At 58.8% G+C, this 25,864-nt stretch carries 21 protein-coding genes; 3 read left to right on the top strand and 18 right to left on the bottom strand.

What is annotated here, in order from left to right:
- Positions 1-25: 25 nt before the first annotated feature.
- From rsfS to ABF757_RS03375, 6 genes are all read right to left on the bottom strand, one after another.
- Positions 26-478: a ribosome silencing factor gene (rsfS, locus tag ABF757_RS03400; RefSeq protein WP_025861067.1), complete on the bottom strand. Its 453-nt coding sequence runs from the start codon at positions 476-478 to the stop codon at positions 26-28.
- Between the two features lie 89 nt (positions 479-567).
- Positions 568-1,269, bottom strand: coding sequence for a nicotinate-nucleotide adenylyltransferase (locus ABF757_RS03395; RefSeq protein WP_415480916.1), 702 nt, complete (start codon positions 1,267-1,269; stop codon positions 568-570).
- A gap of 55 nt (positions 1,270-1,324) precedes the next feature.
- Positions 1,325-2,641: a glutamate-5-semialdehyde dehydrogenase gene (locus tag ABF757_RS03390; protein WP_415480915.1), complete on the bottom strand. Its 1,317-nt coding sequence runs from the start codon at positions 2,639-2,641 to the stop codon at positions 1,325-1,327.
- A gap of 81 nt (positions 2,642-2,722) precedes the next feature.
- Complete coding sequence (ychF, locus tag ABF757_RS03385) at positions 2,723-3,817, bottom strand: redox-regulated ATPase YchF (protein WP_415480913.1); 1,095 nt, start codon at positions 3,815-3,817, stop codon at positions 2,723-2,725.
- Complete coding sequence (gene pth / locus ABF757_RS03380; RefSeq protein WP_025861032.1) at positions 3,817-4,398, bottom strand: aminoacyl-tRNA hydrolase; 582 nt, start codon at positions 4,396-4,398, stop codon at positions 3,817-3,819. The genes ychF and pth overlap by 1 nt, the downstream gene beginning before the upstream one ends.
- A gap of 104 nt (positions 4,399-4,502) precedes the next feature.
- Complete coding sequence (locus tag ABF757_RS03375) at positions 4,503-5,129, bottom strand: 50S ribosomal protein L25/general stress protein Ctc (RefSeq protein WP_415480911.1); 627 nt, start codon at positions 5,127-5,129, stop codon at positions 4,503-4,505.
- A gap of 198 nt (positions 5,130-5,327) precedes the next feature.
- Between ABF757_RS03375 and aspS the strand changes: the two genes are divergently transcribed.
- The gene (gene aspS, locus ABF757_RS03370) at positions 5,328-7,124 is read left to right on the top strand and encodes an aspartate--tRNA ligase (protein ID WP_415480910.1); all 1,797 of its coding nucleotides are present in this window, start codon (positions 5,328-5,330) and stop codon (positions 7,122-7,124) included.
- Between the two features lie 90 nt (positions 7,125-7,214).
- Here aspS and ABF757_RS03365 read toward each other — a convergent pair whose 3' ends face one another.
- Positions 7,215-9,023 carry a diguanylate cyclase gene (locus ABF757_RS03365; RefSeq protein ID WP_415480909.1) on the bottom strand — a complete coding sequence of 603 codons (1,809 nt, stop codon included), beginning with the start codon at positions 9,021-9,023 and terminating at the stop codon, positions 7,215-7,217.
- A 407-nt stretch (positions 9,024-9,430) separates the two neighbouring features.
- Between ABF757_RS03365 and ABF757_RS03360 the strand changes: the two genes are divergently transcribed.
- Positions 9,431-10,315 carry an EipB family protein gene (locus ABF757_RS03360; protein ID WP_415480907.1) on the top strand — a complete coding sequence of 295 codons (885 nt, stop codon included), beginning with the start codon at positions 9,431-9,433 and terminating at the stop codon, positions 10,313-10,315.
- Positions 10,316-10,353: 38 nt separating this feature from the next.
- On the opposite strand, the gene ABF757_RS03355 is transcribed toward ABF757_RS03360, so the two are convergent.
- The 9 genes from ABF757_RS03355 to ABF757_RS03315 all read right to left on the bottom strand — a co-directional run bounded on the left by ABF757_RS03355 (position 10,354) and on the right by ABF757_RS03315 (position 22,115).
- The gene (locus ABF757_RS03355; RefSeq protein ID WP_415480905.1) at positions 10,354-11,889 is read right to left on the bottom strand and encodes a hypothetical protein; all 1,536 of its coding nucleotides are present in this window, start codon (positions 11,887-11,889) and stop codon (positions 10,354-10,356) included.
- 65 nt (positions 11,890-11,954) lie between these two features.
- The gene (locus tag ABF757_RS03350) at positions 11,955-12,545 is read right to left on the bottom strand and encodes a hypothetical protein (RefSeq protein WP_415480904.1); all 591 of its coding nucleotides are present in this window, start codon (positions 12,543-12,545) and stop codon (positions 11,955-11,957) included.
- Positions 12,546-12,571: 26 nt separating this feature from the next.
- Entirely contained in the window at positions 12,572-13,792 is a 1,221-nt protein-coding gene (locus ABF757_RS03345) for an aminopeptidase (protein ID WP_415480978.1), read from the bottom strand.
- A gap of 178 nt (positions 13,793-13,970) precedes the next feature.
- Positions 13,971-14,531 (bottom strand): DUF1643 domain-containing protein, encoded by a 561-nt coding sequence (locus tag ABF757_RS03340; protein WP_415480902.1) that lies wholly within the window; start codon positions 14,529-14,531, stop codon positions 13,971-13,973.
- 80 nt (positions 14,532-14,611) lie between these two features.
- The gene (locus ABF757_RS03335) at positions 14,612-15,886 is read right to left on the bottom strand and encodes an MFS transporter (protein ID WP_415480900.1); all 1,275 of its coding nucleotides are present in this window, start codon (positions 15,884-15,886) and stop codon (positions 14,612-14,614) included.
- 496 nt (positions 15,887-16,382) lie between these two features.
- Positions 16,383-18,365 (bottom strand): acetate--CoA ligase, encoded by a 1,983-nt coding sequence (gene acs, locus ABF757_RS03330; protein WP_415480899.1) that lies wholly within the window; start codon positions 18,363-18,365, stop codon positions 16,383-16,385.
- A 66-nt stretch (positions 18,366-18,431) separates the two neighbouring features.
- The gene (gene prpB, locus ABF757_RS03325) at positions 18,432-19,364 is read right to left on the bottom strand and encodes a methylisocitrate lyase (RefSeq protein WP_415480897.1); all 933 of its coding nucleotides are present in this window, start codon (positions 19,362-19,364) and stop codon (positions 18,432-18,434) included.
- On the bottom strand, positions 19,361-20,527 hold the full coding sequence (gene prpC / locus ABF757_RS03320; RefSeq protein ID WP_415480896.1) for a bifunctional 2-methylcitrate synthase/citrate synthase: 1,167 nt from the start codon (positions 20,525-20,527) through the stop codon (positions 19,361-19,363). Before prpC ends, prpB begins: the two co-directional genes overlap by 4 nt.
- 28 nt (positions 20,528-20,555) lie before the next feature.
- Positions 20,556-22,115 carry an MmgE/PrpD family protein gene (locus tag ABF757_RS03315; RefSeq protein WP_415480894.1) on the bottom strand — a complete coding sequence of 520 codons (1,560 nt, stop codon included), beginning with the start codon at positions 22,113-22,115 and terminating at the stop codon, positions 20,556-20,558.
- Between the two features lie 129 nt (positions 22,116-22,244).
- On the opposite strand from ABF757_RS03315, the gene ABF757_RS03310 reads away from it, so the two are divergent.
- Positions 22,245-23,666, top strand: coding sequence for a helix-turn-helix domain-containing protein (locus ABF757_RS03310; RefSeq protein WP_415480893.1), 1,422 nt, complete (start codon positions 22,245-22,247; stop codon positions 23,664-23,666).
- Positions 23,667-24,014: 348 nt separating this feature from the next.
- Here ABF757_RS03310 and ABF757_RS03305 read toward each other — a convergent pair whose 3' ends face one another.
- Both ABF757_RS03305 and ABF757_RS03300 read right to left on the bottom strand, forming a co-directional pair.
- Positions 24,015-24,755: a YfdX family protein gene (locus tag ABF757_RS03305; protein ID WP_415480892.1), complete on the bottom strand. Its 741-nt coding sequence runs from the start codon at positions 24,753-24,755 to the stop codon at positions 24,015-24,017.
- A 329-nt stretch (positions 24,756-25,084) separates the two neighbouring features.
- Positions 25,085-25,864 (bottom strand): DNA/RNA non-specific endonuclease (locus tag ABF757_RS03300; protein ID WP_415480891.1); only part of this gene is annotated, 780 nt, incomplete at its 5' end.

The raw sequence follows: 25,864 nt of genomic DNA, 5'->3' as shown, positions 1-25,864 counted from the left end.
TGACCTTTAACGGAACCGGCTTTTTTCAAAGCCGGGTTACGCTCTCTTCGTTGCTGTCATCCAGCTCCGCGCCCCACATTTTTTCCAGCCCGTACAGCTCACGGGATTCGGGCTTGAACAGATGCACGACAATATCGCCCGTATCGAGCAGCACCCAGTCGGAGCCATTCGCCCCTTCCACCAGCACGCGCTTGATACCGATATCACGCAGCTTGCGTTCGATATGCTGGGCCATGGCGGCAATCTGCCGGTCTGCCAGACCGGTGGCAATCACCATCCTGTCCGCAAAGGACGCACGCCCGGCCAGATCGATTACGACGATATTCTCTGCCTTATCGTCATCCAGACTGGCCGTAATGATCGCAAGCGACTGCTCAAGCAGGTCGGGAGCCACCACCGCGCGCTTGGCACGGGTTTTGGGGCCTGCGGCGGCCGCTTTCTTGCGCACCGAGCCCGGTGCTGCAGTCGCGCCGGACACAGCGGCACGGGACGAGGCCGCCTTTTCCGCCCGACTGGAAGCGGTAGACGAACGGGGGCGCGCCGGGGTATCGGCGGGGGGCTTTATGGCTATGACTGTTCTCCTGTCTTCTGCCCATCCTGCCCCGCCGTGGAGCGTGCGCTTGCGGGAAAACCGCCGCGCTTTCGGATGGCCGTTGCTGATATACTGTTTTGTGCCCCTGCAAGGAAAGCCCATGCCGGGGGAGAAAGTAACGCGAGTGCGCTGGCCCTGCGCGCGGGCACCCGCCAGCGCGCCATGGCCCGACCGGCAGCCCCGTTTAGTGCTGGTGCGTTCTGCCCCGGCCGTGGGAACACCGCTATGGGCAGATCATGCACCAGAACGCGCCAGCTTTTCCAGCGTGGCAGTGAGGCAAGGCCATCGGCCCCCATCAGCCAGACAAACCGCACATGCGGAAAACGCCGCCGCAAGAGCCCAACTGTATCCACCGTATAACGGCTGCCGAGTCGTGCCTCGATATCCGTTGCCACAATTTTCCGGCCATCACCCAGCGCGCGGGCAGTGGCCATGCGGGCATCGAACGCGGCCATAGCCTGCCCTGCCTTGAGCGGATTGCCCGGCGAGACCATCAGCCACACCTGATCGAGCCCCAGCACCTTTAACGCGCGCCGCGCAATCGTGCGGTGCCACAGATGTCCGGGGTTAAAAGACCCCCCCAGCAGGCCGATCCGCGCCCGACGCCCATCACCCCATGTAGGAATGGAACGCCCTACAGAAGCGGACAACGCAGGCGGAAGCAGATCAGAAGGCATGTCTACTCCCTGCCGCACGGCCTGCCCGCTTGTGTTATCCGCCAGGCCGGGGCTTTCAGGCCCGGACCTGACCGTTCCCGATCACTTCGTAACGGAAGGTCGTCAACTGCTCGACACCCACCGGCCCACGGGCATGGAAACGCCCTGTGGCAATACCGATCTCGGCCCCGAACCCGAACTCCCCGCCATCGCAGAACTGGGTGGAAGCGTTCCACATCACCACAGCACTGGAAACGCCGTTCATGAAGCGAATGGCAACACTTTCATCCGATGTCACAATGGCTTCGGTATGGGATGAGCCAAACTGCACGATATGATCAAGCGCGTTTTCCACGCCATCAACCACCGCCACATTCAGCACCGCATCGAGCCATTCCGTCGCGAAATCCTCTTCTGTCGCGGCGGGCAGTTCCGGCACAATGGCGCGTGCGCGCTCATCTGCATGGAACGTGCAGCCCTTATCAGCCAGATCCGCCACAATCTGCGGCAGCAGAGAGGGAGCTATCGCCGCGTCAATCAGCAGGGTTTCCGTGGCACCACAAATGCCCACGCGCCGCATCTTGGCATTCAGCACAATCCGGCGCGCCATGGCCGGGTCTGCCGCCGCGTGCACATAGGTGTGGCACAGCCCTTCCGCATGGGCCAGCACCGGCACGCGGGCCTCGGCCTGCACCCGCTCGACCAGCGAACGCCCGCCGCGCGGAATGATCAGGTCCACCAGACCAGCGGCCCCCAGCATATCGGCCACATGCCCCCTGTCTGCATCGGGAGCAATCTGCACCGCGTCTTCCGGCAGACCGGCAGCACGCAGGCCAGCCTGAACAGCGGCATGAATGGCCCGCGCGCTCTGCAGGCTTTCAGAACCACCACGCAGCAGCACCGCATTGCCAGATTTAATGCACAGACCTGCGGCATCAGCCCCCACGTTGGGGCGGCTTTCGTAAATAACGCCAATCACCCCAACCGGGGTTGCCACACGGCGAATGCGCAGCCCGTTCGGGCGTGTCCATTCTTCCAGAACCTGCCCCACGGGGTCAGGCAGGTCCGCTATGGCTTCCAGCCCCTGCGCCATGGCCTCCACCCGCTCGGGGGTAAGGGTCAGGCGGTCACGGAAAGCAGCGGTGGCGGTAGAAGCGTCAAGATCACGGGCATTGGCCTCCAGAATGGCTGGGGCCATCTCGCGCAGGGCTGCGGCAGCAGCCCAGAGCGCCTTGTCTCGATCAGAAGAAGAACTCTGGGCCAGCACCCGCGACGCATGCCGGGCGCGTCGGGCAAGTGCGATCATCGGTCCCGCATCTGGCAAACCGTTACCCTGCTGAACAGGTACGGCCCCTTGCGCCACATGCTGCAGACTGTCTCCCTCCGTGATCATGACGGTGTTCCTATCTCCATTCCGGTTTGGCGGGCCGCACCCTGCGGCCCTGTTCCAGTAAAATTAATAAGGCTGCGCGCTTCAGACGTTAAAGCGGAACAGTAGCACGTCACCATCCTGCACGACGTATTCACGCCCTTCAATACGCAGACGCCCGGCTTCTTTCGCCCCGGCCTCGCCATCATAGCGAACATAATCTTCGTATGCGACGGTTTCACAGGCAATGAAGCCGCGTTCAAAGTCATTGTGAATGACAGCCGCGGCCTGCGGTGCCTTCGTGCCTGCCGTAATGGTCCAAGCACGGGCTTCCTTCGGGCCGACCGTAAAATAGGTCCGCAGCCCCAGCAGGCCGTAACCGGCCGCAATCACGCGGTCCAGCCCGCTATCCTTGAGGCCCAGCCCTTCAAGGAATTCACGGCGTTCTGCATCTTCAAGCTGGCTGACTTCCGCCTCAATCGCAGCAGATACGATCACGACCGCAGCACCCTGCGCCTCGGCCATAGCCTGCACCTTGCGCGAAAAGGCATTGCCTTCAGCCGCTGAATCTTCCTCAACATTGCAGACATACAGAACCGGCTTGCTGGTCAGAAGCTGGAGGCGGCGCACCGTTTCCTCCTGCCCCGCCGGAATAACGGCGCGCACGGGCCGCCCTTCGCGCAGGGCCTCCATGATCGGTTCCATGACTTCGATCTGGGCCATAGCTTCGGCGTCACGGTTCCGGGCGCGTTTCTGCAGGTTGGGCAGACGCTTTTCCAGCGAATCCAGATCCGCAAGCATCAGCTCGGTTTCAATGATTTCAGCGTCACGCACCGGATCCACACCACCTTCGACATGGGTGATGTCGTCATCCTCAAAGCAGCGCAGGACATGAATGACCGCATCCACCTCGCGGATATTGGCCAGAAACTGATTACCCAGCCCTTCACCACGGGAGGCACCACGCACCAGCCCGGCAATATCGACGAACTCGAGGCTGGTCGGTATCTCGCGCTGCGATTTGCCGATACGCACCAGCGCATCCAGCCGGGGGTCAGGCACGGCAACACGGCCCACATTGGGCTCTATGGTGCAGAACGGATAATTGGCCGCCTGCGCCGTGGCCGTAGCCGTCAGCGCGTTGAACAGAGTGGACTTGCCCACATTGGGCAGCCCCACGATCCCGCAGTTGAAACCCATCAGCCCTTGCTCCCATCCGGTAATGCAACACGCGTCATAAACTGATCCGCCCGGCCATCGGCCAGCAGGGGCGCGGCATCCGCCATGCGCTCCAGCGTCCGGTCCAGCCATTCCTGGCGGTCAGAGTCCGTAAAATTTCCCAGCACCCAGCCATGCACCCGCGCTTTTTCGCCCGGATGGCCAATGCCGATCCGCACACGCCAGTATTCGGGCGTGCCCAGCATGCGATCCGTCGAGCGCAGGCCATTATGCCCAGCGGCCCCGCCACCCTGCTTGATACGCAGCCGGCCCGGCGCAAGGTCGAGTTCGTCATGGAAAACGGTGATCCGCTCAGGCGGGATTTTATAGAACGCAGCCGCGTCCTGCACGCTCTCACCCGAACGGTTCATATAAGTCATGGGCAGCAGCGCCAGCACCTTGTGCCCGCCCACGCGGCCCTCGGCCACCTCGCCCCTGAAGCGGTTGCGCCAGGGTGAAAACCCGTAACGCGCCGCGATGGCTTCCACCGCCATGAAACCGACATTATGCCGGTGCCGACGCATGGAGGACTCGGGATTGCCAAGTCCGACCCAGAGCAGCATAGCCTGCTTTTACCTCATATCCTTAACACAACGGGGGGCATACGCACCGCGCATGCCCCCACATTCGTGCTATTCAGCCAGTGACCTTAAAAAAGCCGGACCAATCAGGCCTTGGCTTCCTCGGTCGCCGTGGTGTCCACGCTCGGCGCGGCAATGCTGGCGATCACGAAGTTAGGCTCGTGAGAGACCGGGTTCGCGCCCTCGGTGCCCTTCACGTCTTCCCAACGCACGTTGTCGTTGATGTCGAGCGCGGACAGATCAACCGTGAAGAACTCGGGAATACGATCCGCTTCCACTTCCACGTCAACCGTGTGGCGCACAACGTTCAGCATGCCACCGCGCTTGATGCCGGGGGACTTGTCTTCACCCACGAAATGCACGGACACTTCAACATGCACGCGCGAGCCAGCGGCCAGACGCAGGAAGTCGACATGAACCGGCGAATCCTTCACCGGGTGCAGCTGCACGTCACGGATCAGGGCGCGTTCAACCTTGCCGTCCACCGTGATTTCATACACGCGTGAACGCCAGCCGGACGTCTGCAGGCCCTTGACGATAACGCGCGGATCAAGCGCGATCAGAGCGGGTTCCTGGTTGCCACCATAAACAACAGCCGGCACCAGACCTTCACGCCTCGTCGCCCGCGCTGCCCCCTTACCAGCCCTCGCGCGCGCCGAAGCTTCAATCGATGTAATCTTGGACACGTTGGTCTCTCCTAAAGAACTTGTCATCACACGTGCCTCCAGGGGTGCCCGTGTGGTGGCTGCGCCTTACAGGAAAAGCCCCCTCAAAGCAAGCTTGGCGCGCCATTACAGCCGAATGCAGCCTTGACATATCGGCCCCGCCCCTGCTTCCTCCGCCTTCTAGAGCATTCTCTTTTTCCGGTCACAGCCATGCCCGCACAACGGGCCAGAGTTCAGGACACAGCCATGCACCCCTACCGTTCCCATAGCTGCTCGGCCCTTCGCGCGCACGATGCGGGCGCCACAACCCGCCTGTCCGGCTGGGTACACAGCAAGCGGGACCACGGCGGGCTGCTGTTCATTGACCTGCGCGACGAGACCGGCATTACCCAGATTGTTATCCCCGCGGGTTCTCCCGTGATGGAAACGGTCGAACATGTGCGCGTTGAAAGCGTGATAACCGTCACTGGCGAAGTGGTTCTGCGCGAAGAGAGCACCCGCAACCCGGATCTGGCCACGGGAGATATCGAGGTGCGGGCGCGTGAATTCGTGCTCCAGTCCGCTGCCAGCGTGCTGCCGCTGCAGGTGGCCGGACAGGAACACTATTCCGACGAACTGCGCCTGCGCTACCGCTATATCGACCTGCGCCGCGACAAAGTGCACCGCAACATCCGCCTGCGCGCCTCCGTGATCGCCAGCATGCGCCACCGCATGACCAAGCTGGGCTTCGTGGAACTGCAGACCCCGATCCTGACCGCCTCATCCCCCGAAGGGGCTCGCGACTTTCTGGTGCCTTCGCGCAACCACCCCGGTAAGTTCTATGCCCTGCCGCAGGCCCCGCAGCAGTTCAAGCAGCTTGCCATGGTGGCCGGTTTCGACCGTTACTTCCAGATCGCGCCGTGCTTCCGTGACGAAGCCTCCCGCGCGGATCGCTCCCCCGGTGAGTTCTACCAGCTCGATTTTGAAATGGCCTTCGCCACACAGGACGAAATTTTCGCCGTGATGGAAGAGGTCATGAGCGGTCTGTTCACGGAGTTCGGCAATGGCCGCACCGTTAGCACCGCCCCCTTCGAACGCATTCCCTATGCCCGCGCCATGAAAGTGTATGGCTCGGACAAGCCTGACCTGCGCAACCCGCTGCTGATTACCGACGTCACGGAAGCCTTTGACTGTTCGGGCTTTGGGCTGTTTGCAAAAATTGCCGCAGATGGTGGCGAAATCCGCGCTATCCCGGCACCGGGTGCAGGCGACCGTCCGCGCTCCTTCTTTGACAAGCTCAATGCCTGGGCGCGTGAAAACGGCGCGGGCGGGCTTGGCTACATCACCTTCAATGAAGACGGTGGTCAGGGCCCCATTGCCAAAAACCTTGAGGCCAGCCGCGTGGAAAGCATCCGCACCGCACTGGGCCTAAACCCGGGCGATGCCGTTTTCTTTGCCGCAGGCAAAGGGCATGACGTGGCCAAGTTCTCCGGCCTTGTGCGCACCCGCCTTGCGGAAGAACTCGACCTGATCGAGAAAAATGCCTTCCGGTTCTGCTGGATTACCGATTTCCCGATGTACGAACTCAACGAGGAAACCAAGCAGGTCGATTTCTCGCACAACCCCTTCTCCATGCCTCAGGGTGGGCTGGATGCGCTGAACAGCAAAGACCCGCTCGATATTCTGGCGTACCAGTATGATATCGTATGCAACGGCATTGAGCTGTCTTCCGGCGCGATCCGTAACCATCTACCCGAAGTCATGGTGCGGGCTTTTGAAATTGCAGGGTACCCCGAAAGCGAAGTGGAAGCCCGCTTTGGCGGCATGCTGAACGCCTTCCGCTACGGTGCGCCGCCCCATGGTGGTTCCGCCCCCGGTGTGGACCGCATTGTCATGCTGCTGGCAGATGAACCCAATATCCGCGAAGTCATCCTGTTCCCGCTCAACCAGCAGGGCGAAGATCTGATGATGGGCGCCCCTGCCCCGGTGCCTGCCGAGCGTATCAAGGAACTGTCACTTGCGCTCGCACTTCCCAAGCCCAAGCCAGTCACTGTCAAAGACTGAAGACAACAATACCCCGCCCTGTAAAAACAGGGCGGGACGCTGGCCCGCGCGCCATTGACCGCATAGACACCTCCGCCCTCTCGGGCCGGATCATGCCTCCAGCGGTTGCAGCACCATTTTCTGATTATTGAAGGCACAGACCCGGTTACGCCCGGTGCGTTTGGCATCATACAGGGCGGTATCGGCCTCCTGTATCAGAAGATCGAGCATTTTGCCCCGCGCGTATCTGGCAAACCCGCAGCTTATTGTAATTTTGATGTTCTGAGCCGGGCTGATTTCAAAAGTCTCGTCACTTACACGCTGAGCAAGACGTTCAAAAACCTCGCCCGCCTTTTCCTCATCGCTCAGCACGGCAATAACAAACTCATCTCCCCCAAAACGGGAAACGATATCGACCTCGCGCATTTCCGTGAGCATGAGTTTGGATATTTTGGTTAGAACAAGATCACCGACTTCATGACCATAGGTGTCATTGATGGTCTTGAAGTGATCAATATCGATATAAGACAGACAGAAAGTTTTGATATTCGAACCGATCAGGGTTTTCATTTTTTCATTGAAACCCGCGCGGTTCAGCAGCCTTGTCAGTTGATCTTTTTCAGAACGCTGTATCGCATCGGCCAGTTTTTCTGATTCCTTGGTAATATCATGCACGGTCACGATTGCCCCTGACACGACACCACCTGTCCAGAATTTTCTAAAACTGACATTCAGAACCAGCATCTTCCTGTAAGCGGAACGGTAGGAGAACGTATAGATAGTCTTACTGTCATCTTCAAAAAATGACCGTAGAACCCCTTCATTCACTTCATCCGCACCCAGAACATGAATGATGTTCTCCCCCACGACATCCGAAGCACTACATCCCAGAAGATCGAGCGAAGCCCCACCTGCCCAGCGGCACAGACCATCGCAACCAATACTGACAATACTATCCGTTGCGTTTGACATCATCACATTGAGCATCTGCTCTCTGGCGGCCACACCCTGCATCAGGCTTTCATTGCGCATGAAAATGATGGACACCGCGCGCTCAGTGAAAACCAGAAACAGCAGATAGATCTGCAAAATGGCTTCCTGCCCCAGGTAACCGATATGCATCAGCACGATCGGGCCGGAATTCCTGAACGTGAAATGAATTGCCAGCATAGACACGAGCATGACCGTGCTGGAACCCAGAACCTCACCACAGAGCAGTGAATTTGCAATAACTAATGACGTGGGAATGAACAGAAAAGGATAAGCACTCTGGTTGAACACGAGATATGACGAGACAACCGCAATCAGAATGGACAGACAGGATACAAAAATACCTTTTTCTGTCGAAAACGCATTTCTGATATTGTCGCGCAGTGCACCGCTGAGAATATAAGTAAAGGGCCGTGCAAATGTTACGTTACCCAGAGACAGACTGAAAAACCAGTCCACAAAATCACCTAGAAAAGGGCTACCAGCCTCAAGGGCATTAAATGTGCCGCCCAGTATCGCGCAGATAAACGGAAAAATGACTCCTGAACTGATATTAAAAACCAAAATGGACTTGTAGTCCGAAAAAATCAGGCCTTTTCTGATATAAATTCTATAAGCATGGCATGAGAGAAAAATCTGGATTGAACTGACCAAAGCATACAGAACCATATAAAAACCATGGTATCCGCAGATGGTCTGGGCAATAAGGCTCGCCAGAAAGGTGATCAGCGTAGCGCTTTGTATATTATCTATTTTTCTTGAAAAAATGGAAGCCAGCATGAGAGCATCCGCTGGCCATATCGTAGCGTGTCCGACCCGATACGATGTGTAAGTAATGGAAAGAGATGCAATAACGACATATAAAAACAAAAAATAAATATATGTTTTTGTTTTTTCTATAGAAATATATCGCTTGCTATTACCTAGCATTTTACACTCTCTATCACTTTTTTAACATTTATCATGCTCCGAAAAACGTGATAATAGAAAAATATGTATAAATACATTTTTTATCCGTAATTAATTGATAAATTCCCCTAACCTAGCAACCAGAGAGTCTCAATTGTTTTGGTATTAAATACTCTTGTACAGAAAAACTTATCCTGCACTTCATTCAGGACAGTCTGTTCAGCACACTATTAACGTTTGAGAATACAAGCACCTTCATGACCGCAACGCCTCTGCGCTGCTCAACAGGGGGCCATACACCCAACAGTAATGGCCACGACAACTCGCAACCATATTAGCGATATCCGCTCTAGACGCAGCATTTCCAGCCAGACACCATATGTCTCACGCGATTTTTTATACACCTTACGGTTGCATAAAACCGTCAGATGCTTTCCCTTGCCCTCATGACTTTTTACCTGTTTACGGCCCGCTCTTCCGCTACGCCTGCCCTTTGCCTGCTGCTTGCATCCTGTTTCTTTCTGCCCGCCGCCGTGTGCGCGGCCGCACGGCCTGCCTCACTCGCATCACAGAATGTGCGGTACAGCCTCGATCTGGTGGAAACCGCCGGGGGCGGCACAACCGATGCCTCTGGCAGCATGAGCTATTCCGTCCACCGCACATGCGCCGCATGGGAAACCGTGCAGAAGCTGGAAATCCAGAGCATTACGCGCGAACATGGCCCCGAACACATGCTGTCCGATTACACCACCAGCGAAAGTCTGGACGGACGGCATCTGACATTCCATACGCAGGAACAGGTGAATGGCCATATCCTGCAAACCGTTAGCGGGCAGGCCCAGATCAATACCGATGGCTCCGGTTCTGTGACCTATGACCGCCCACTGTCCAAAAAACTCAACCTGCCACCCGGCACCATGTTTCCCATGGCACATACCGGTGCACTGATCAGCGCAGCAATGGCACAGCAGAGCGAGTTGGCCACCCCGCTCTTTGACGGCACCCTGCCCGATGGTGCGCAGGACAGCTACGCAACGCTGGTAGGCTGGGCAGCTACTCCCGCGCCCAACAGCCCGCCTGCCCTGCGCATGCTGCCTGCGGGGCATATCCATGTCGCGTATTATGATCGCTCCCGGCAGGATATGACGCCAACCTACTCCATTGGCATGCATTCCTACGCCAATGGGGTCGTGGACAGGCTGGATCTGGATTTTGGTGATTTCCGCATGAACGGCACCCTGCGCAGCCTCGAGCTGCCCCCGGAGCCAACCTGCCCACAACCGTCTGAAACCGCGCCAAAGGCGCTTCCCTGACCCGACTTCTGACGAACCAGGCGGTCGAAACGAATGTTCTAGGCCGTGTATCCACCCGAATGGGTGCCACCGCCATAAAAGGCATCATCCTGCGGGTTGGGGTCAGCTGGCGAAGTCCGCCAAACCCGCAGCCTGCGCCACCAGCTTGGCCTGCGCCGGACATAGGGCGGATACAGGCGGAACTGATAACCTGAAAGCAGCACCGTCCAGCCTGCATTGATAACTGATGTAAGGGCGGTACTATTCAACATGGCGTTAGAGAAAGACGCTGCCTCCATCTCTGCACCACTGCCACCCAGACCAGACATAAGTGCTGCCAGCGCCACGGAACTGTTCATTTCGTTGGAAGCAGCGCTAGAGGCACTCCGACCCATTTCTTCCAGGCTGGACAGGGGCAAGCCCTGCTGGGTCTGTGCATACAGCGTGCCATCATGCCGCCGCACCTCGCCCGCAAGGCCGGGATGCAGGGCATTTTCATACGCCACGGCCTCCATGGTCATGCTGGCGGCAAGTTCTGCCGGGCCTTCGGGCAAAGAGAGCCCGGCTTGCGATACCTGATTGTACAGGGGCCAGTTGGTGCCAGTCGGGTGATACAGAGCCGGTGGAGCATAAAGTCCACCGGTTTGCGCACCGCCTCCCGGCCCGCCGATTACGCCGCCGGTTTCGGCCTCTGCCTGCATCATGTTGAATGCGTTCAGCAAAACGGCCTTCTGTGTATCAGTCAGTTCCGTGCCGGACAGGGCATTTTCCAGTGCTGTGGCAACCGATGTCAGTGCCGTACCTGAAAGCATAAGCCCCGGCAGGGTAATCGAAGGCCGGAGCCCCGATGCAAAAAAAACTGATGACAGAAAGCTGTCTTCGCTCAGGGCAACCGTTTCCAGCAAGGCGGGCAGAAGTGCAACCACCGCTGCGGCCTCCGCGCTGGCCTGCGCACCCGCCAAAGCCTGTAATGCAGTTGAAGCCGCGGCAGTCTGGGCCTGCCCGGTTTGGATTGGAAGTGTCTGCCCTCCGCCTTGTGTGCCCTGCGTGCTGGTAGCGGAAGTGTCAGTCGCTATGGCCTGCAACAGCAGAGCAACGCTGTCCGTTTCAGCCAGAGCGGGAAAAAGCTGTGTTTCTGCCGCCAGTCCTAGCCCGGAGGAAAGCATCTGCTCCAGCCCCGCCAGACGGGTAGCCTGAACGAGCTGCGCCACCGCATCTCCAATACTGACAGTGGGCTGCGGCATGGCCTGCAACAGGGCGGTGGCTTCAGAGCGTTGGGCACTATTGAGCGCATCAACCAGCACCGCACCCTCTGTAAAGCGGGTGGCGGCTAACAGAACGCTATCCAGCGTGCTGGAAGACACCGTGCCCGTCGCCCCCAGATCACCCAGCGCTTCAAGAGCCAGGTTGGAGAGCACAACCGTATCGTTGCCTGTTTTAGCCTGTGTGGCGCTGCTGACTGGGGTGACAGCCCCTACGCGGTCGGTTGCATCAACCTGCCCGGAATAGGCGGTGGCCCGCATAACGGCAGCGGTGGAATCGGCGGAGGTAAAACCGGTCACTGTCGCATCCTCCACCTGAGTGCCAACGAACACGGGGGTCTGTCTGGATCAGACCAGACAGATGTTAAGAACAGGCTAACACCCCGCTTGTCGTTTTTTTAATGCACGGACGTGCTGCTACTCTGTCGTGCGCCGCGCAGCACCCCTACCAACTCCTGAAGTGCTTTGGGGTTGCTCTTGAGCAGATCGACATTCTGCGCATCAGGCGTGGGCATGTTGCCTTTGGCCTGAGAGGGCGGAACATTCATGAAATTGGTGGTCAGCCCCACACAGGTCAGGCTCATGACAAAGTCATGTGCCGTAAAGCCGTGCGCCTTGAGAATGGCCTCCAGCCCCGGAACCTGCTCCACCAGCCCCACCTGCTGGTCCAGCGACATGCCATAGCGCGCCGGGGGCAGAATACCCGCTGCCTGAATACCCCGCAGGGTGGCCGACAGGCGTGGCAGCACATCGGGTGCCAGATGATAATGCAGCGCCGTTTCCATATCATGCTGCATGGTGGCAACCTGCTCGGGGGTCAGGCCCGAAGCCTGCCCGCCAGCGCCTACCGGTGCGGTGGTCTGCGCCTGCGCCGCGCCTGCAACCACACTCCCTGCCAGCACGGTTACACCCAGCGCCACACGGCAGAACCGGCCAAAACCACGCCCAGTATCCTGACGCTGCTGCATTGCCTTACGGAGAAAAGACATCCCCACCCCCTCTTTCATCTGTTCCATCAAACGTCTGAAACCCACTCACCCTTACGCATGAGCGGCACGCGCGTACCGTCCGCCGTCAGGGCATCCACGTCAATGGCACCTGAGCCAATCATCCAATCGATATGAATAAGGCTGCTATTGGCACCGCGCGCGGCAAGGGCTGCCTGATCCTGCCCCTGCGTATCGCGCATGCACTTTGTATAGGCCTGCCCAAGCGCAATATGGCTCGCGGCGTTTTCATCAAACAGGGTGTTCTGGAACAGGATACCGCTTTGCGAAATAGGAGAGGAATGCGGCACAAGGGCCACCTCGCCCAGCCTGCGCGACCCTTCATCCGTGTCCAGTACCCGCATGAGCGTTTCCTGCCCGCGTGCTGCGTGCATGTCCACAATGCGCCCCTGCTCGAACCGCACCTGAATCCCGTCTATGAGCGACCCCTGATAGGAAAGCGGCTTGGTGCTGCACACCGTACCTTCCACCTTGAGACGGTGCGGCGTGGTAAAGACTTCCTCGGTAGGAATATTGGGGTTACACAACACGCCATTGCCCGCCAGTTCCGAACCTGCGGCCCAGTCGTGACCATCGGCCAGCCCTACCGTCAGATCCGTGCCCGGCCCCGAAAAATGCAACGCCGCATAACGGGCATCATTCAGCGCGGATGCACGTTTATGCAGGATAGCGTTATGGGCAGCCCAATCTGCTACCGGGTCAGCCCCGGTCAGGCGCGAGACAGAAAAAATAGCCTGCCACAGGGCTTCCAGCGCCTGATCTGGCGCCATATCGGGAAAAACCTGACTGGCCCAAGCCGGAGTCGCCGCCGCGACAATGCACCAGTTCACATCAAAATTGGTGATGATTTCCATGGCCGGACGATTAACTGCGGAGGCCGCACGGCTGGCGCGAGAGACATGATCGGGGTTCTGGCCTGCCAGCAGGGTCGGGTTAGAGCCTGTAACCGCCATACGCGCAGCCCCGGCACGAAAGCCCTCCGCCATACCCTGCGCCAGCCAGCCTGCGGCCGTATCAAAAGTGGGTTCCGCTGCATATTTGTAGCGGGCCAGCGTGGCCTCATCATCCGAGTAGAAAGTCGTAACCAGCGAAGCACCGGCCTTGTAGGCGTGTTCGGTAATCCGGCGCACCAGCGGCACGGCGCTGAGTGGCGCTGTCAGGATCACCTGCTGGCCCGGCGCGACATTCAGCCCGGTACGCGCGGCCACGGCTCCCAGCCGGTCCAGCATGGTGCTGAACTCAGCCGAGGCCAGATAGCCACCCTGCGCCACACCCTGCCCGTTTTCACTCTGCGCGCTGCCCTGTTCCGTCACGATCCTGCGTTCCTTCTGTTACCCATCATCATTACATGCCCCATCCGATACCGATGCGCCGTTGCCGTCAACACGGGCCATATCGGGCCTGTGCCTATCCTACCTGTTCAGGCAGCAGAACCGGTGTCAGGCTGGCGGGCAGATAGAGCGGATGACACGGCCGCCCCGATGTGCTGAGCCGCAACGCATAAACCGCAATGCCATGGGCCTGTAAGCCGTGCACAACCTCAGGCCCGCGCGCGCGCAATTCCCGATGATGTGGCGAACCATAAGCCGCGATCACCTTATCGGCCTCGCGCGCCATGGCCAGCAGGGCGGCATCGTTATCCGGCCCCACGGGGTCCGGCGTTTCCAGCAGGCGTGTCTGATCCGTGCAGCGATAGGCAAAGGTGTTGCCCACCAGCATGCCTCCATACCCCCAGGCCCGGGCATAGCGTTGGCACTTGGCCACCGTACGGTCATCCCCCTGCTCTGTCGCCACGGAAGGGTTCATCATCAACCACATCAGCAGGGGCCGTGTCGGGTCCCATACGCGCCGGAGCGTATAGCGGTAACATTTTTCCGGGCCGCCATACGTGGCCGTACTCACGACATCATCAGACAGTTTCAGCGGGCGCGAGGTCCCTACATGATGTCCTTCAAACAGATCCTTCATGACTTCCCATGCCGAGCGTTACCAGTGCCCCCTGTTTAGGCGGCTTGGACCACCGGCACAAATGCAGCCTGCACCATCCCTCAAACCTCCGCACTATCAGCAAAGGGTGACCCCTCATACAGGCCCGATTCAGCCTTTTGCCTCCGAGCATTGAGCAAGGTCAGCACCAGCACGGCCAGCGCGCCACCGCCTACAACCGCCATCAGCGCAGGAGCAAGCCCCACACCGCACAGCCGGGCTATGCCCGTTTGCAGCAAAGGTGTGCTGGCAGCAAACAGGTTGCCACATTGATAGGCCAGCCCCGGAAACGTCGCCCGGATCGAAGCCGGAGAAAGCTCGTTCAGATAAGCAGGCACCACCCCCCATGCTCCCTGCACACAGAACTGCATGCACACCGCCCCTACACCCAGCCACAGAGCTGAATGCGGCAAGGTCCATAACGGCAGAACCGGCAACACCAGACAGACCGCCAGAGCAATGGCGTATTGCCGCCCTATGCGCTGTGAAAGCATGCCAAAACACAGGCCTCCCGCCATGGCCGCTAGCGTGTACAGCACCACCATAAGGGTAATGGTGGGGGCAGGCAGGCCCCGTTCCAGCCCCAGGAAGACCTTGGGGTACAAATCCTGTGAACCATGGCTCATGAAATTAAAGGCGGACATCAGCACCACGGCGAACACGCACAGCATGGCATTGTTACGCACCACGGCCAGCAATCCGGGGGCGCGCTCACCTGCCGGCGCGCCAGCACCGGCTTTCTGGCGGGCCAGCCAGTCCGGGCTCTCCGGCACGCATAGCCAGATATACAGCGCCGAGAAGATAGCGCAGCTTCCCAGCACAAACAGGCCACGCCAGCCAATCACCGGCAGCAGCAGGAACAGCAACGAGGCCAGCAGGTAGCCAGCAGGATACCCCGCCTGCAAAATGCCTGAAGCCGTGCCACGCCAGCCGGGCGGCACGCTTTCCATCATCAGCGAAGCCCCGACACCCCATTCCCCTCCCAACGCCACGCCAAACAGCGCGCGCAGGAACAGGAACACCCCCAGCCCCGGTGCCAGAGCAGAAAGAAGTTCAATCAGCGAATAGACACAGATTGTTGCCAGCAATACCGGCTTGCGCCCATAGCGGTCCGCTGCACGCCCGCACAGAAAGGCCCCTATAGGCCTTGTCACCAGTGTCAGCGTGGGGGCCAGCAGAATGGCTTCAAGGGATACACCAAAGCCATGTGCGACATTATCAAGCGTGAACAGCACAAGAAAGAAGTCACAGGCATCAAGCATCCACCCCAGAAAAGAGGCGATAACGACATGACGGGCCGTGCTACGCTCGTCCGGTTTTGGCAGTGAGAGCACCATTACACCAGTTCCTCCCGCCCCTGTAGCCTGAAAGACGGAGCGCACCCGCTCTGCCCTGCCTGAACACGAATTGTAAAAAGCGTATTACTGAATAGGCAGAACAAAACCGATGGAAATAGTTTCACAAAAACATTTTTAATGCTTCATTAAATGATAAACGCGCAGAATGGACGAGCGGCAGCGAAAAGGCGTGCTTTATGTTCCGACTTCTACCAGCTATCTCGACACTTATAGCACTGGGCTCTGTTCCCAGTTCCAGTCAACTTCCTGTCATGGTGGGGTCGCGCTACTCCCCACGGGACAGTGTGCTGGACATACTACCGCCCCTGCCCGCCACCAAAAAAAACGTTCGCCCGCCTTTTCTATCCGTGCGCCGCCTGGACATCGCTACATTACAGGATTGAACACCGCATAAATGGAAAGGCCAGGGAACACTCCCTGACCTTTCACTCTTGCCGCGCCTGGCAAGCCCGTCATGCAGGACTTTAGCTGAGGTTCAAGCCCTGGCCTGCTCGGGAACCCCCATTCCAAAAGTGGACTGCGCCCACACCCTGTCGCACAGGATCTTGACCACCGCCATGTCGTTAAGTGCCGACAGGTCGCCAAAATTTTCCGTCTCGCCCTGTGCGATCTTACGCAGGAGGCGGCGGACAATCTTACCCGAACGCGTTCTGGGCAGATCAGGTACCAGATAGACCGCCTCGGGTGCTGCATAGCGGCCAAGCTGCTTGGCCACAAAACGCCCTATGCCGTCTTCCGTCAGCTCACCCGCCGCATCCTTACGCGGAATGACGAACACCACCAGCGCCTCGCCCTTGACGGGATGAGGAATCCCCACCGCGGCACTCTCCACCACACGATGGTCTTCACCCAGCACGTCTTCCACCTCTGCCGTGCCTAGACGGTGGCCTGCAATATTGATCACGTCGTCCATACGGCCGGTAATCCAGTAATAGCCGTCCGCATCACGCCGCGCGCCATCCCCTGTAAAATACAGGCCGGGAGCAGCACTGAAATAGGTCTGCACGAACCGTGCATGATCCCCCCAGATTGTCCGCGCCTGACCGGGCCATGAACGGGCAATGCACAGCGCTCCCTCCCCGGCTCCTTCCACAGTCTTGCCCTGCGGGTCGATCACCCGCATGGCCACACCGGGCAGTGGCGTGCTGGCAGAACCCGGCTTGAGCGGCTGCGCACCCGGCACCGGCCCCAGCACCACCCCTGCCGTTTCGGTCTGCCACCATGTATCAGCAACGGGGCAGCGCTTCTGGCCCACCACGTCATGGTACCACAGCCAAGCATCCGGGCTGATCGGCTCGCCTGCCACCCCGAGCAGACGCAGCGAGCTGAGGTCGCGCTTTTTCACCACCTCATCCCCTTCGGCCATCATGCTCCGCACGGCTGTCGGGGCCGTGAACAGCATGGTCACCCGGTTTTCCTGCACCAGATCCCACCACCGGCCGGGGTAAGGGTGGCCGGGCAGGCTGTCGGAAATCATGGTGGTACCGCCATTGGCCAGCGGCCCGTACACAACCGAGGTATGGCCCGTAATCCATGCCACATCCGCCGTGCACCACAGCACATCGTCAGGGCGGAAGGTGTACACCATGCCCATGGTGTAAGCTGCCCACACGATATAGCCGCCACAGCTATGCACCACGGCCTTGGGCTTGCCGGTGCTACCAGAGGTATAAAGCATGAAAAGCGGGTCTTCCGCCTTCATGATCACCGGCACGAAATCCGCTTCGAAATGATCGACAAAACCATGATAGTCATGGTCACGCCCCGGCAGCATCATCACCGGTTCGTCCGATGTGCGCACCACCAGCATGGAATGTACGGCACTGGACGCACCAGCCCGCTGCAACGCTGCATCCATAGTTTCCTTGAACGACACCATTTTCGCGCCACGGCGTGCGGTGCTGGCGGTAATGACCACCACCGCCTGACTGTCCACCAGCCGCTCTGCAATGCCTTCAGCGGAAAAACCACCGAACAGCACCACATGCACAGCCCCGATACGCGCGCAGGCCAGCATGGCCACAACGGCCTCGGAACACATGGGCAGGCAGATCGCCACGCGCTGGCCTTTTTCAACCCCCAGATGGCTCAGGGCATTGGCAAGGCGGCACACACGCTCATGCAGCATGGTGTAGGTCAGTTTTTCAGCCGGGCCATGCCCTTCGCGATGGGCGATCAGCGCAACCTGATCGGCCTTTTCAGTCAGGAACCGGTCAAGGCAGCAGACGGACACGTTGAGTTGCCCATCCTCGAACCAACGGATTGAGACATCACCCGTAAAGCTGCCGCTAAACCCGCGCGTGGGTTTTTTATGCCAGTGCACGCGCTGGGCCTGTTGCAGCCAGAACCCGTCAGGGTCACGGCTGGCATGCTCACGCATGGAATCCAGCCCCTGAGCGGACATGAGAGCGGGATAGCTTTCGTAAAAACCGTTAGGTATCACTGTTGTGTCTGTCATGACTCCGTTCCCCTTTTTATTATTTTTGTTCGGGACAGAAAAAATGTTTACACAGTCAGCCGATATTCAGGCGGCACTCCGATCAGGCTGACCAATATGCGGCAACACGGTAGAAACAATACCCGCATCGAGAGCTTCATAGTCATAATAACGGATAGTCTTGTAAAGTTCCTCGCGGGTTTGCATGTTTTCAAGCATATCACGAGTGCCACCTGTCCGGGCAATAGTTTTGTACAGCTCATCCTGCGCCTTGTTGGCTGCCCGTAGGGAGCTGACAGGCCAGATAATCATGGCGTAGCCCATTTCCTCAAACTCGCTGGCACTCAGGTAAGGCGTGCGGCCAAACTCCGTCATGTTTGCCAGCAGCGGCACATCAGGCAGACGTCTGACAAACTCCTTGAACATCTCAACAGATGTCAGGGCTTCTGGAAAAATCGCATCCGCCCCGGCCTCGTAATACAGGCGGGCTCTGGCCACCGCACCATCGATCCCTTCGGAGCCTGCGGCATCCGTACGGGCGATAATGACCATATCACGTCGGGCCTTTGCAGCAGCAGCCACTTTCTGCGCCATATCCTGCGGCGAAACGAGCTTTTTATCGTTCAGATGGCCGCATTTCTTGGGCAGTATCTGATCCTCGATATGGACCGCAGCCGCACCCGCATCTTCAAAAGCCCGCACCATGTGCATGACGTTGAGGGTTTCGCCATAGCCCGTATCGCCATCAACCAGCAGCGGCAACCCACTTGAACGCACGATCTGGCGGATGAAAAAACAGACATCCTCCACGGTAATGATCCCCAGATCAGGCAGCCCCATGCTGGCGGTCATAGCCGCCCCTGACAGATACAGGGCATTGAACCCGTTATCTTTCGCCTGCAGGGCCGCCTGCCCGTTATGGGCACCCGGAATCTGCATAATGCCTTTCTGGCTCATGAGAGCGCGAAACCGCTTCCCCGCGGGGATTGCGTTCATATCCGCTCCGATCAGGTAGGTCATGCTGCGTTCTCCAACCCATCGCGTTCGCGCAGGGAAATAAATGGCCGCACATCGGGGCCGACATAATTGGCCGAAGGCCGGATGATCTTGCCGTCCACACGCTGTTCCATGACATGCGCGCACCAGCCCGTAACACGCGCCATGACAAACACAGGCGTAAACATGGCCGTGGGGATACCCATGGCGTTGTAGGAAACGGCGCTGAACCAGTCGAGATTAGGAAACATCCTTTTCTCCTGAGCCATGATCCGCTCTATGCGCTCCGCTACGTTATACAGGCGCATGCTGCCGTTGCGGCGCGACAGGTCACGGGCGACATCCTTGATGATATCGCTGCGCGGGTCGGCAATCGTGTAAACCGGATGGCCGAAACCGATGATCACTTCCTTTTCCGCCAGACGGCGGCGTATATCCGCCTCGGCTTCATCGGCCGTGTGGTAGCGCTGCTGGATATCCAGCGCCACCTCATTGGCCCCCCCATGCTTGGGGCCACGCAGGGCACCAATGGCCCCCGTAATGGCCGAATACATATCCGCCCCCGTTCCCGCCACCACACGCGCCGTGAAAGTAGAGGCATTGAACTCGTGTTCGGCATACAGGATGAGGGATGTGTGCATGGCCTGCACCCAGTCCTCCTGCGGTTTTCTGCCGTGCAGAAGGTGCAGGAAGTGCCCGCCTACGCTCTCATCATCCGTGCTGGTTTCAACCCGCTTGCCGTGATTGGAGTAGTGATACCAGTACAGCAGCATTGACCCCGTGCTGGCCACCAGCCTGTCCGCGATCTCTCGCGCACCGGCGGCGGGGCAGTCGCTCCGCTCCGGCAGGGCGCAGCCCAGAACCGATACGGCAGTGCGCAGCACATCCATAGGATGGGTGGCCGCAGGCAGACGCTCCAGTGCAGCCCTTACGATATCAGGAATATCGCGCATGCCGCACAGGCGCTGCCTGTAGCCTTCCAACTCGGCGCTATTGGGCAGGTAGCCGTGTATGAGCAGGTAAGCAACCTCCTCGAACGTGCAGGTGCTGGCCAGATCGCGGATATCGTAACCGCGATAATGCAGGTCGTTACCGCTATGGCCGACCGTGCTCAGCGCCGTATTGCCTGCGGCTGTTCCTGAAAGAGCCACGGATTTCTTGGGTTTTTTATGCAGTTCGGCGGTCACTGTTCTGCTCCCCTCTTCTTTTCCTGTGTCAGGATGTCAGCTCGGCAGGCTGGCGGATGGCCGCAGCCCCCTGCACCTGCCCGAAATTGAAAATGCCCTGCGCGGTATTCTGCTGCATGTCCTGTGCGGGAATGAGCAGTTCAAGCAGATGCAGTTCCCCCGCCTCAAGCGTAGGCAGGCGCTGGACGATTTCCAGAAACCGCGCCACTTCCGCTTCCGGCACGACACCTTCGGCCAGCATGCGGAATTTGCGGATATAATCTGCCCGCACCCACGGCGTGGCCCCCAGCGTGTGCGCATTGGCCACGGCCAGTTCATCTTCCAGAACGGAACCATCCTTCATGCGGATGATGATGCGCCCGCCAAAGGCTTTCTTGTTGGGGTCGGCTTCATGATAGCGGGCCGTCCAGTCTGGTGTTTCCACCGTACGGATCTTCTGCCACAGCCGCACCGTATCCGGCCTGCGCGCCCGCTCGGGGGCATAGGAACGCACCTGATGCCATTCACCATCCTGCAACGCCACGGCCACGATATACATGATCGAATGATCCAGCGTCTCGCGCGAGGCACCGGGGTCGAACTTCTGCGGATCGTTGGAGCCAGTGCCAATCACGTAATGGGTGTGGTGGCTGGTTTCGATCAGGATATCGGCGACATCATCCCAGTTCGTGATCTTCTTGCCCATGCGGAAGGCAAGGTCGATCAGCGCCTGACTCTGATATTCGGCCGAATGTTCCTTGGTAAAGGACGACAGAATGGCGCGCTTGGGCTCACCCGCCATAGGGAGCGGCACGCTGTAGCGGGCGTCCTTACCATCGAGCATCCAGGCAATCACGCCGTCTTCCCCTTCATAGATGGGGGTGGGCGATGTTTCACCCATCATGGCGCGATCAACGGATTCAACTGCCATCTTGCCTGCATGGGCCGGAGCGTAGGCTTTCCATGAGGAAATCTCGCCCTTGCGGCTCTGGCGCGTGGCCGTTGTTACATGCAGGGCCTGCCCGATTGCCTGATAGACAATAGCGGGGGGCAGACGCAGCAGCGTGCCAATACCCGCGGCAACCGACGGGCCAAGATGCGCTACATGGTCGATTTTGTGCTTGTGCAGGCAGATTGCCCGCACCAGATCGATCTGGATTTCATAACCCGTTGCAATGCCGCGGATCAGATCCGCGCCACTCCGGCGGCACTGCTGCGCCACGGCCAGAATACCCGGAATATTATCGCCCGGATGGGAGTATTCCGCCGCCAGAAATGTATCGTGGTAGTCCAGCTCACGCACGGCGGTACCGTTGGCCCATGCTGCCCATTCGGCATGCACGCGCACATCCGGCCCCATACCGAACAGGGTTGCGCCATCAGCCCGGCGGTGCGCCAGTGCCTCGGCCCGCGCACTCATGACCGGATGACGGTTGACCGAGGCAACCGCCACCGATGCATTGTCGATCACGCGGTTGATGATCATGTCCGTGACAGACTCTTCCACCGCCACGGGGTCCGCCGCAACCTCGGCAATCTTCCACGCAAGCTGATCCGCGCGCGGCAGACGATCACTTTCCGGATGCACTCGAACATCATGATACTGCATTGGTCCAACCTTTGGTCTGGTATGACGACACGCCAAATGTCGCAGACTGTTGTGTGGAACAGGAGGCAGATAAGAGTAAAAAGAGGCGAAGGGAATTTTCCCGTTTGCAAAGTCTGCGAAGTCCGTCCCATGCCCAGGAACAAGACCAAACTCTTTGCAGGCCCGCGCCTGCGCCAGCTCCGCCAGCGCGAAAGCCTTACTCAGGCCTCTTTAGCGGAAATTATTGATATTTCGCCCAGCTATCTCAACCAGATGGAGCGTGACCACCGCCCCGTGCCCGACCATCTGCTACAGGCCTTGTGCGAGCATTTTACCATCACCCCGGCATGGTTCAGCGATACCCGCGAGGCGCATAAGGTGCAGGCCCTGCGCGAAACCATGGCCGACCCGCTTTTCAAGAACAGCCCGCTACCGCTGGTCAAAATGGCTGAGGCCGTACGCCAGAGCCCAGACCTGTGCGATGCATTTTTGTCTCTCTACCGTGCCTATGCCGCCGAACGCGAACGCCGCGAGGATGAAGCTACGTTTTCTCTTCCGCAGGAACCTTACGAAACCGTGGGCGACTGGGTGCAGGAGCACCGCAACTACTTTCATGAACTCGACCGCGCCGCCGAACTCTTTTACGAAAACCTGAAGATAGAAGATGGCTCACTCGGCACAGCCCTTGCCGCCCACCTACTCAGCCAGCACGGCCTGACACTGGCACCAGATGCCGATATGGAAGCCAGAGGTCTGGTCTGGCGCATAGACCGGCAAAAGCGCCGTATCCTGCTGCCCCCCAACCAGCCACCGGAAAGCACCTTGTTCTATCTGGCCCAGATTATCGGCCAGCTTGAGCACAATACCCTTATTACGCGCATTCTACGGCGCGAAGGCCCCAAAGATACCAACGCCATTGCGCTGGCCCGCGTTTATCTGGGCAATTACTTTGCCGGAGCGCTGCTGCTGCCCTACACGCGGCTCCTGCACGTGGCAGACCAGACCCGCCACGACATTGACTGTATCCGCCGCCATTTTGGTGTGAGCTTCGAGCAGGTCAGCCACCGGCTCAGCACCCTGCAAAGGCCGGGGCAGGAAGGCATTCCGTTCTATTTTCTTAAACTGGATATAGCAGGCAATATTCTCAAAAGTTTTTCAGGAAACCGTTTTGCACTGGCCCGCTTTGGTGGCCCCTGCCCGCTGTGGAATGTTTTCCGGGCCTTTGCCACGCCGGGACAGATACAGGTGCAGCTTTCCCAAACAACCGATGATTCGATCTACCTCAACATTGCTCGCACCGTCAGCCGCGAAGGCCTGACCTATGCCGACAAGCCACGCCAGATTGCCATCGTACTGGGCTGCACCATCGCCAATGGTCAGGAGACGGTTTATGCGGCGGGCCTGAACATGGAAGACCACAGCCTTGTGGTACCAATCGGCCCCGGTTGCCGGGCCTGCGTGCGGGATAATTGCAGCCACCGCTCGCTACCTGTATCGGGCCGCGCGCTCGATACAGGCAATGATGCCCGTGGCGTTGTGCCCTATCGCGCCCTGCCTGAAGGCAAACGCTGAAAAACTGAAAGGAAAATCTGGTGGGGCAAGGAGAGTGCAACACCCCTGCGGCTTTGACGGGGATGCAAGCCTGACCGCAGGGTTCGGGGGTACGAGATCGCTTGATAAAACGCCGGGGATGGCGTGTCACGGCGATGCCCCTTGCCCCACCAGCTTGATACCATCATCGCCGTGACTTTTTGATAATAAGAAACATTCTCATCTAATGCAACAAAAAAAATCAGGCCCTTTTTCTCGGGCCTGATTCCTGGTTACACCGCCATTTCGTCGTGAAAAAATAGCGATTAACCGCCAGTATTCAGGCATGAGGCACATAACGCCCGCATGCCTGAACCTTATCTGACTGAATTAATGAGCCGCAGCCGGAGCGGCTACTGGAGCAGAGGCAGCAGGAGTCGCAGGGGCTGTGTTGGCAGGGGCCGATGCCGTGGGAGAAGCAGCCTGCTGTTCCACAAAGTCATCAGACACAAACACGACTCCATCCAGCAGGTCGTTCAGGGCATCAACCGCCTGCGAACTCAGGCGCCCTTCCGTAAAGACCTTCGCACGGTTCAGAGCGCCCTGCGAGGGCTCAAGCGGTGCCAGAGCAATAATGAAATCCGTATCCTGCCCAACAACGGCCAGTGTTTCCTGTGCCTGCTGGGTCTGCCCGGCCTTCAACTGCTTGTTAGCAGTCTGGATTGCAGCTTTTTTCTCAGGTGCGAGCGTATCGGTTACGACCAGTTCTCCACCGACAGGAACCCATGTCACCGACCCGGTTACCGGCTTGTGGTCTGCTGCGGTCGGGTGGCTCGGCGCGGGCTGCAACTGGCTTTCCGCCGCCATGAAACGATGGTTATCCGTAGCCGCGGCTGCAAAGCGCTTCTGCGCGTCATACAGAAGCGGGATTGCCGCATCGGTTTTGCCCTGACTCAAAAGGTCACGTGCCTGCAAAACGTCTGCCATGGCTTTCTGCCCGTCTGCTGAGAGATGGCGCATGGCCCGACCAGCCTTGTATTCCTCCCACCGGGCATGAAGGGTTTCAGCCTGAGCCGGAACAACGCTAACCATGAGAGCTGCCGCAGCCAGAAGGGAGAATTTAAGACGCATGATATTTATTCCATCTCAGCATATAATCGGGAGCAGACAGCAAAACTCCCTACCCCACCCTGTGAAAACATAGTGTCCTGACCCACGCCATTCAATTGCGTGCAATCTAAAAAAAATATTACAGGGACATTATTTAATATTTCTATAACTCAATTTGAGTTTTATTTTGCAAGCGCTTCTCACCACAATGCACGGTGATTTACCATGCCTTTACGGCGTCGTAGGGCCCCATTGCGATTCGTCCACAGATTCCGTGGATACTCCGGCGGGTAAGTCTGTGAATAACGGGTACATCCGACGTGGATACCGTGTGTGCTCGTTCTGTCGCCTCAGCCACCCTCATCCAGACGGCGGGGCGATGGCAGATGCCAGAAAGTATTCTGCACCGTATCGGGCAAAGCGGGGAAAGGGTTCACACCTGTATTGCGGATCAGTGTTGCCACCGACACCGTATCGCAGCGTGGTGGGCCTTTAACATTCTTACATACATACACCCCAGCCCGCCCGCGACGGGGCGAATAAACGGCTTTCCAGGTCGAACTCGGCACAAAAACACCGCTCTGACCGATGGTAGGAATAGGACTGGTGTGGAAGGCTGGCCCTGTCACCACATAAAGCTCGCCTTCCTTACGGGCCAGACTTCGCACCGTTCGCTCGATCCGTGCCCACTGCCCCTGATTGAGCGATGCCGTCTGCGGCACGATATTGGAGAGGGCAAAGGTTTCAAACTGTGCCGTCGGGTCGGGCTGGTCCGCACTGGGGGCCAGATGCCCGCGCGTGTAGCCTGAATGGGCGAAGTCGCTCAAATGGCTAGTACCGGGCCAACGGGTATCTTCATAAAACGACCCCGCCCGATGCAGGTGGGATGCCGACCGCACGCTCTCACGCGACAGATGCTCTGCCGCCCATAAGGGCGTGTGCGTTACAGCGGAAACCAGCACGGCATAACCGTGATTACACAAAACCTGCGTGTCATGCAGCATGAAAGGCCGGGTAACAACTGGCAGACTCCCCCCCGGGGCCAGAAAGGCGCACGCCGCCCCTGCCCCCGTCTCCGCACTGGCACTGGCACTGGCACTGGCACTGGCACTGGCACTGGCACTGGCACT

This window comes from Acetobacter papayae, assembly GCF_047721125.1.
GTDB lineage: Bacteria > Pseudomonadota > Alphaproteobacteria > Acetobacterales > Acetobacteraceae > Acetobacter > Acetobacter papayae.
Note: the sequence above shows the minus strand (reverse complement) of the source record. Positions and strands in the feature narration are given on the sequence as shown.

Coding starts and splice junctions, on each gene's coding strand:
- ABF757_RS03340 (WP_415480902.1), bottom strand. CDS start 14,531: ATGAAGGATCTGTTTGAAGGACATCATGTAGGGACCTCGCGCCCGCTG.
- ABF757_RS03310 (WP_415480893.1), top strand. CDS start 22,245: ATGCCCAGGAACAAGACCAAACTCTTTGCAGGCCCGCGCCTGCGCCAG.
- ABF757_RS03390 (WP_415480915.1), bottom strand. CDS start 2,641: ATGATCACGGAGGGAGACAGTCTGCAGCATGTGGCGCAAGGGGCCGTA.
- ABF757_RS03395 (WP_415480916.1), bottom strand. CDS start 1,269: ATGCCTTCTGATCTGCTTCCGCCTGCGTTGTCCGCTTCTGTAGGGCGT.
- ABF757_RS03335 (WP_415480900.1), bottom strand. CDS start 15,886: ATGGTGCTCTCACTGCCAAAACCGGACGAGCGTAGCACGGCCCGTCAT.
- ABF757_RS03315 (WP_415480894.1), bottom strand. CDS start 22,115: ATGCAGTATCATGATGTTCGAGTGCATCCGGAAAGTGATCGTCTGCCG.
- ABF757_RS03375 (WP_415480911.1), bottom strand. CDS start 5,129: ATGACAAGTTCTTTAGGAGAGACCAACGTGTCCAAGATTACATCGATT.
- ABF757_RS03305 (WP_415480892.1), bottom strand. CDS start 24,755: ATGCGTCTTAAATTCTCCCTTCTGGCTGCGGCAGCTCTCATGGTTAGC.
- ABF757_RS03365 (WP_415480909.1), bottom strand. CDS start 9,023: ATGCTAGGTAATAGCAAGCGATATATTTCTATAGAAAAAACAAAAACA.
- ABF757_RS03360 (WP_415480907.1), top strand. CDS start 9,431: ATGCTTTCCCTTGCCCTCATGACTTTTTACCTGTTTACGGCCCGCTCT.
- ychF (WP_415480913.1), bottom strand. CDS start 3,817: ATGGGTTTCAACTGCGGGATCGTGGGGCTGCCCAATGTGGGCAAGTCC.
- aspS (WP_415480910.1), top strand. CDS start 5,328: ATGCACCCCTACCGTTCCCATAGCTGCTCGGCCCTTCGCGCGCACGAT.
- prpB (WP_415480897.1), bottom strand. CDS start 19,364: ATGACCTACCTGATCGGAGCGGATATGAACGCAATCCCCGCGGGGAAG.
- ABF757_RS03345 (WP_415480978.1), bottom strand. CDS start 13,792: ATGCTGGACCGGCTGGGAGCCGTGGCCGCGCGTACCGGGCTGAATGTC.
- acs (WP_415480899.1), bottom strand. CDS start 18,365: ATGACAGACACAACAGTGATACCTAACGGTTTTTACGAAAGCTATCCC.
- ABF757_RS03350 (WP_415480904.1), bottom strand. CDS start 12,545: ATGTCTTTTCTCCGTAAGGCAATGCAGCAGCGTCAGGATACTGGGCGT.
- pth (WP_025861032.1), bottom strand. CDS start 4,398: ATGCTGCTCTGGGTCGGACTTGGCAATCCCGAGTCCTCCATGCGTCGG.